The 6704-nt window shown below is 71.1% G+C and carries 5 protein-coding genes; 2 read left to right on the plus strand and 3 right to left on the minus strand.

All coding sequences use genetic code 11. The annotated features are described in order from the left end of the window. Positions 1–367 precede the first annotated feature (367 nt). From ACFPZI_RS30465 to ACFPZI_RS30475, 3 genes are all read right to left on the minus strand, one after another. Complete coding sequence (locus tag ACFPZI_RS30465) at positions 368–1273, minus strand: LysR family transcriptional regulator (RefSeq protein WP_381369808.1); 906 nt, start codon at positions 1271–1273, stop codon at positions 368–370. Positions 1274–1844: 571 nt separating this feature from the next. Next, the gene (locus ACFPZI_RS30470; RefSeq protein WP_381369811.1) at positions 1845–4433 is read right to left on the minus strand and encodes an SUKH-4 family immunity protein; all 2589 of its coding nucleotides are present in this window, start codon (positions 4431–4433) and stop codon (positions 1845–1847) included. 9 nt (positions 4434–4442) lie between these two features. Continuing rightward, on the minus strand, positions 4443–5429 hold the full coding sequence (locus tag ACFPZI_RS30475; RefSeq protein WP_381369814.1) for an SMI1/KNR4 family protein: 987 nt from the start codon (positions 5427–5429) through the stop codon (positions 4443–4445). Between the two features lie 354 nt (positions 5430–5783). On the opposite strand from ACFPZI_RS30475, the gene ACFPZI_RS30480 reads away from it, so the two are divergent. Together ACFPZI_RS30480 and ACFPZI_RS30485 are read left to right on the plus strand one after the other, a co-directional pair. Then, positions 5784–6299 (plus strand): YwqJ-related putative deaminase, encoded by a 516-nt coding sequence (locus ACFPZI_RS30480; protein ID WP_381369817.1) that lies wholly within the window; start codon positions 5784–5786, stop codon positions 6297–6299. Between the two features lie 132 nt (positions 6300–6431). Continuing rightward, positions 6432–6704: SUKH-3 domain-containing protein (locus ACFPZI_RS30485; protein ID WP_381369820.1), on the plus strand; the 273-nt coding region annotated here is incomplete at its 3' end.

A 6704-nucleotide genomic window follows, 5' to 3' on the forward strand; every position in this document is an offset into this window, starting at 1 on the left:
ACCCACGACCCGCCGACAGAGCACCAGCGGACGACTCAACACCCGCTAACTGAACGGCATTGGGCCATGACGCGGGGCAAGAGAGGCCAGAAGGAACCGTCAAAGCTCGGGCGCCTCGGGCGCGTCGGCCGGCGACGCGCCCGCCGGTCGGCACACCACGCGGACACCCCATCCGACCTGGACTTTCAAGCATCGGCACGGGTGCCGAGGCCAAGCGAACACCCAGTCAGAAGTGACGCACGTCACGTCAATTCATCAAAGTTCATGGAACCTCGATCTCGACTTTCCTTTCCCTTTCCATGCATGGCTCCGCAGAGGGGTACATAGTTTCTTGTATGGCCGGCACGGCCCGCACGACCGGCTCCGCTCATGAGGCGAGCGCACGGCGATGCGCGGCAACAGTTCGAGTCGCCTGCAGCCAGCGCTCCATCAGCGGGGTGATCTCGCCCTCGCGCTTCCACAGGAGGGTCGCCTGCATAGGCCTGAGCCATCGCGGGGGATCGAGGAGGGTCACCGCATCACGTTTGCCCGCGATGCGTTCGGTCACGGGGGCCACCCCGAGTCCGGCAGCCACGAAAGCGAGTGCTGTCTGCGGCGTGGAGACTTCGAGGACTTCGAAGGATTCGTCGTCCGACAGGGCTTTCTCCGCAGCGTCGGGCATGCCCGAGAAGGCGGGAATCCGGGACGGCAGAATCCAGCGGCCCCACCCTTTTCCGTCAGGGTGTGATTCCTGCGCGCGATACCGGGGCACGGCAAGCTTGATGCTGATGTCCATGATGGGATACCAGTCGCAGATTTCCGCGACGAATCCAGCGAATTGCGCAGGGTTGAACGGGACGCAGCCCATGTCCAATTCGCCGCTCCGGATCTTCTGCACGATGACATCGGGAGTGACATCGACCAGGCTGACGCGTGCGCTCGGGGCCTGTTCGAGAAACTCCGCCAGGACATCGGCGATGATCTCGTTGATGACCATGGGTTCCACGCCGACGCGCAGGTCTCCGACCGCGCCCTCGCCCATCAGTTTCAGCGTCTCCACGACCCGGTTCCGGTCGGCAATCAGGCGCTCCCCCCTGGAGACCAGGTGAAGTCCGGCCTGGGTGGGGTGAACGCCCTTCGCCGTCCGCTCGAGCAGCCGCACTCCGAGCTCCAGCTCCAACTTGGCGATGGCGTGGCTCACTGGCGGCTGCGTCATGTTCAGATTCTTGGCGGCCTGTGAAACCGAGCCCGCCTCGACGACGGCTCTGAAGTACTCGAGTTGGCGAAAATCCATGCAGCTTACATTTCAATCGTTCCCGGGGGATGTCAATATATGAACGACTGACCGGCGAGGACTGTACGGGTCTCGTGAATCGCGGGTGGCATTCGGATCAACCGGGCCCGTTGCGCCAGGAAGGGAAGCCATTGAAGACGCCGCTTCTGATGGCCGTCACCTCGGCCCGGTGACGGCCCGGTGACGGCCCGGTGACCACCGAGGCAGCTGCCGAGGCCCGAACCGAACGCAGTCCTTCAAAGACTCCGCTCTCCCACGACCCCGGGCTCACATGCGAAGCCGTCCGGCGGCGGGCAGGCGCACATGCCGGTCGACCTCGACAGGGCCGACGCCCTGGAAGCGGACGCGGGCGGCGATGTGAACCACGTCATCCGCCCTCCCCATGCCCACGTGCGTGCGACACCACGGATCGGGGAGAGAAATCTGCAACGACGGCATGCCGACGCACTGCGAGGCGACCACACGCGACCGGGCCCGGCCGGGACACGCATGTCCGACCGGGCCCGGCTCCTCACCTCCGCGTTCGCGTCAGCGGCGGGTGCTGCTCACAGCGGCCCCGTCCCACATCCGCTCACAGCAGTCCGTCCCACATCTGCTCCAGCAGCACCGACCACCAGCTCTCCGGCGAACCGAGCGCCGCGGGATCCAGCGCCGCCAGCTGCATCTGGAAGTCGACGGTCCAGCGGCCCGCCTGCTCCTGGTTCAGCCCGAACCGCAGCCGCCACATCCGCCCCAGCAACGCCAGGCAGCGCGCGAACTCCGGCAGCCCCGTGTTCACGAACTGCGGCGGTACGGGCGCACCGCCCGGCCCCGCCTCCACCGGCACCGCGACGATGTTCGCCGTGCCGTACTGCACACAGACCGCCTTGCCGAAGTCACTGCCCATGACGAGGTACGAGCCCGCGTCCGAGGCCGGCTGCACACCCCGTTCCACGGCCAGCTCCGCCAGCGTCGGCACCGGACGGCCCGGCTGCGCCTGCGCCCAGAAGAACGGGCCCATGTCCAGCGGCAGTCCGGCCGCCACCAGCGTGTGCGCCACAATCGGCGGCACACCCTGCCGGGACACCGCCTGCTGCTCGAACCGGAACACCCCCGTCCCGAACTCCCCCGCCAGCTCCTGCCCGATGGCCTCCGGCGGAACCGGCGGCGCCGGCTGCACCGGCGTCAGCGGCGCGCGCACCGGCGCCGGCCGGGCAGGCCCGTCCGCCACCTGATGCAACTCACCCTGATGAACGAGCAGCTGCTGCATGCCCTGCCGGCGGCTCGCATGATCCGTGCCGTACGGCGCGATGTTCGTGATCCGCGCCTGCGGCCACTGCTCCCGGATCATCCGCGCGCAGTACGCACCCGGAAGCTCACACGACTCCAACTCCGTGTGCAGCTCCAGCACCTGATCCGGCGGCACGTTCATCGCACGCAGCTCGTGGAAGATCTGCCACTCCGGATGCGGCGTGCCCGGCGCCGAACGCCGGATCAGCTGCCGCTCGGAACCGTCCTGCGCGCGGTAGCGCAGCACGGCCTGATAGCCGGGGCCGACCGTCGGCTGCCCGACCGGCTGCGGCGGATAGCCGTACATCGGCGGGATGCCGGGTCCGGGCATGCCCGGCGGCACCGCACCTGGCATCCCGCCGGGCATCCCGGGCGGTGCGGGAGGCGGAGGCACACCCGGGCCACCGGGGGCCGACGGCGGCGGAGACATACCGGGCCCACCGACCGCGGGGCCCGCCAGCATGGTCTCCGCGTGATGCACGGGGCCACGCCCGCCCCCCGGGGCACCAGGAGCACCCGGAGCACCAAGGGCGCCAGGGGCGCCAGGGACACGCGGAGCGCCAGGGGCGCCAAGAGCACCCGGAGCACCGGGCGGGCCCGGAGGCGGGGGCGTACCGACGCCCGGCCGGCCGGGACCGGCGAACATCGTCTCCGCGTGATGGACACCGCCGGGCGGAGTACCCGGTACAGGCGGAGCACCGGGCGGGGATGTCGGGGCACCGGGCGGCTGCGGGCCGCCCGTCGAACCCCCCGGGCCTGCCGGGCTGTTGAAACCACTGAGGCCGTTGGCCCCCAGGGACGCCACCATCTGCGTCGGTACGTACCCGCCCGCCGGAGCACCCTGCGCGCCGGGACCCGACGGGGGCGACGACGGAGGCGGAGGCGTGCCCCCCGGCCGCACGCCCGGCGTACCCGGGGCGCCCGGCGGAGGCGGCGTCGTCGGGACCGAGGGACGGCGCGGCGGAGCCGCCTTGCTGGTCGCCGCTTCGGCGATGTCCGCGGCGCTCGGCGCCGCCGGAGTCTTTGGCGCACCCGGAGCACCCGGAGCACCCGGCGGAGTCTGCGCGTCCGCGCCCGGAAACGCCGGTGTCAGCGCCGTCGGCGGCAGCCGGCTGCCCCCCGACATCAGCGCCGTCGGGGCATTCGACGCCGACGCCGGCGGCGGCGTGTCGTCGTCGGACTGGCTCAGCGGCGGAGCGAAAACGGTGACCGGAAGCGGCACCGAACCGTCCTCGCCGGCGTCGGCGTTCGTGTCCGTACCGGCCCACGGGGTCGCCCCGGCCGGTCCACCCGCAGTGCCCACGCCGGCCCCCGCCGGGGAGTCGCCCCCACCGGCAGCGGGCCAGGCAACACCACTCCCGGGCGCCACCGGCGCACCCGGCACCGCGGCCCCGGAATCACCCGCACCGGACCCACCGGCCGTGCTGGACGCACCCGCCGTCCCGGACCCACCGGGGGCGCCCGACGTCCCGGGGGCGCCCGCCGGACCGCCCGAGGTCTCCCCCCGCCGGTCCGGAATCCCCAGCCGGTCCGCCGCCTCCTGCAACCATTCCGGCGGACTCAGCAGGAACGACGTCTGATTCAGATCCACCCGCGCCGGAGCCGCCGGCGCCGGTTCGGCCGCCGCGTCCGTACGCGCGTACTCCTCCTCGTACCGGCGGATCACCTCGCCCACCGCCAGGGCGGGCCACAGCGTCGCCTCACCACTGTCCCGGGCGATCACCAGCCGCTGCGCACCGCCGTCCGAACGCGGCCCGTCCGCGCGGTCCTCCGCCCACACCACGAACCCGAGGCCGAACTCCCGTACCCGCACCTCACGGTGCTGATACGACGGCACATCGCCGTTGATCCACTCCTCCGCACGCTCCTGCGCCTGCGCGAACGTCACCATCGCCGGACCTCACTCCCCCGCAGCAACCGGAACGACCTGCGCGAAGCCGCCGTCCACCATCAGATTCGCCACCGTCTCCAGCTCCGGCGGCGACCCCGCCAGCCGGGCCAGGAACGTGTCGAAGTCGTCCCCGCACGGCAGCAGCAGCCGCTCCACCCGCTCCGCCGGCGGCCACGACGGATCCACGTCCCGCGCGTCGTCATAGGCGCAGAACCACACCGAACCCATCCGCTCGCCCCGCACCTTCACCGCCAGCAGACCGCCCTGGACAAAACCGACGCCCAGATAGTCCTTGGTGAGGTGATCACGCAGACACTTGTTGACGTACACCAGGTCATTGACCGCGGCCTCGTCCCGCACCGTGAAGAACGGCTGGTCGACCAGCAGGCCCAGTTCGGCGTCCAGCGCCGTACCCACCGGCGCGCAACCGCCCGCCACCTTCAGGAACGACCGGTACGCGCCGGGCAGCCGGTAGCCGAGGTCCTCCTCGACATTCAGCACCTGCGCCTCGGTCACCGCGAGCCCCGACTTCGGCAGCCGGAAATGCGCCGGGCGCGTCTCCTGCAACGGCCGCGTGCCCCGCTTCTCATGGTCCACGCCCGACGTCACCACACCACCGTGGTGCCGCAGCAGCGCCTTCACCTCGACCGGCACCAGCTCCAGCCGTCGCGACGCCACCACGTGATGCCACGTCCAGCCGTGCGGCGTCGCCACCGCCGGCACCGTGTCCCACAGCTCATGACCGGTCGCCGCGAGCGCCGCGTTCGCCGACACGTAGTCCGTCAGCCGCAGCTCGTCGACACCGAATCCCTCCGGCGGCTCCGCGATCTCCGCCACCGCACGCGCGTACGGCGAGAAATCGGGGTACCCACGCTCGTCCACCCGTACCCCTCTCGGGTGACGGGCTGCCCGCACCGGATCCGGGAAGTGCACGACCTGCCCGGAATAGGCCGCATTCGGCGGCACGGCTCTCTGCCCGAGCCGACCTGTCGTCATGGCGGTTGCCCCCTGCGGCACTCTGGACGATCCGCACCGACCACCATCGTGTCGTTACGGAACGTATTCGACTGTCACGTCTGTTTCGACTGCTTACCGCCGCCATTCCCCCCGGCGCCCCGCACGTCGTTCGCGCGGATCACCGCAGGAATCGCGACACCAATAGCCTATGCGGTACGACGGCACCGGTCACCGGGCACCAGCGGCTCACCCATCCGGTTCCGTGACCAAACGTCACCCTCCCGTGACAGCAAGCCCAAACCTGGGCGTGTCGCCCCGCCCCAGCTTCCCCATCAGCCACGCCATTTGGCACCCTGTGACCTTCCGGGGGATGCACAGGAGGGGAATGCGATCATGAACATGACTCAAACGGGGACACCGGCAGGACACACCGCCGACCCCCGCACCGGCGACCCCCGCATCGGCTGGAGCAGCACCGAAGCCGCCCGCACCCCCCTCCACCACCGCCGCGACGGCATCCTGCCCACCATCGCCGCCGCCCTCTCCCTCCGCGGCACCACCCTCACCGGCACCGCCGCCCGCGGCGACACACCCCCCGACCTGCACCCCCTCGCCCAGGACTTCCTCGACACCCTCACCAGCGGCCAACGCGACCGCTTCACCGGCCGCTGCGCCGAAACCATCCTCATCTCCCGGCACCTCACCACCGCCGACACCGCACGCAGCAAACGCGCCGCACGCAAGCCCATGACCAACAGCGAAGCGCGCAGAGCACTCAAACAAGCCAAACTCACCGCCCGTCACATCCGCGAGGACGGCGACCCCCTCCACGGCACATACGCCGCACCCTGCCGCGCCTGCACCGCCCTCGCCGCCCACTTCGGCGTCCGCATCGTCGACCCCGGATGACCCGACCCGGTGAGTGATTCCGAACACCCCCTCCGTACCAACCCCTGACACACCCCCACCCCTCCACCACCACCCGGCCGGCCACCCCCTCACCCCCCCACCGGCCACACCACCACGACGAACGAACGGCAGATGCGCACCGACCGCACCCTCTCCCCCAACCACCCGGCCCCACCCGAACCGGGGGGGACCTCACACCGCTTCCCCCACCCCGTCGCCACCGCCCTGCGCACCGCCGGCTGGCAACCGGGTCGCTGGGACATCAAACAAGCCGAAGTCTGGGCCGACACCCTGCGCGACCACACCTCACCCGCAGGACACCGCCACACCGTCTTCCCCGCCGCCGTCGAAGCCTGGGCCGAATTCGGCGGACTCCACATCGCCCCCCCCCCCCCCCCCCCCCCC

It is taken from the genome of Streptomyces chlorus (assembly GCF_042655885.1).
GTDB lineage: Bacteria > Actinomycetota > Actinomycetes > Streptomycetales > Streptomycetaceae > Streptomyces > Streptomyces chlorus.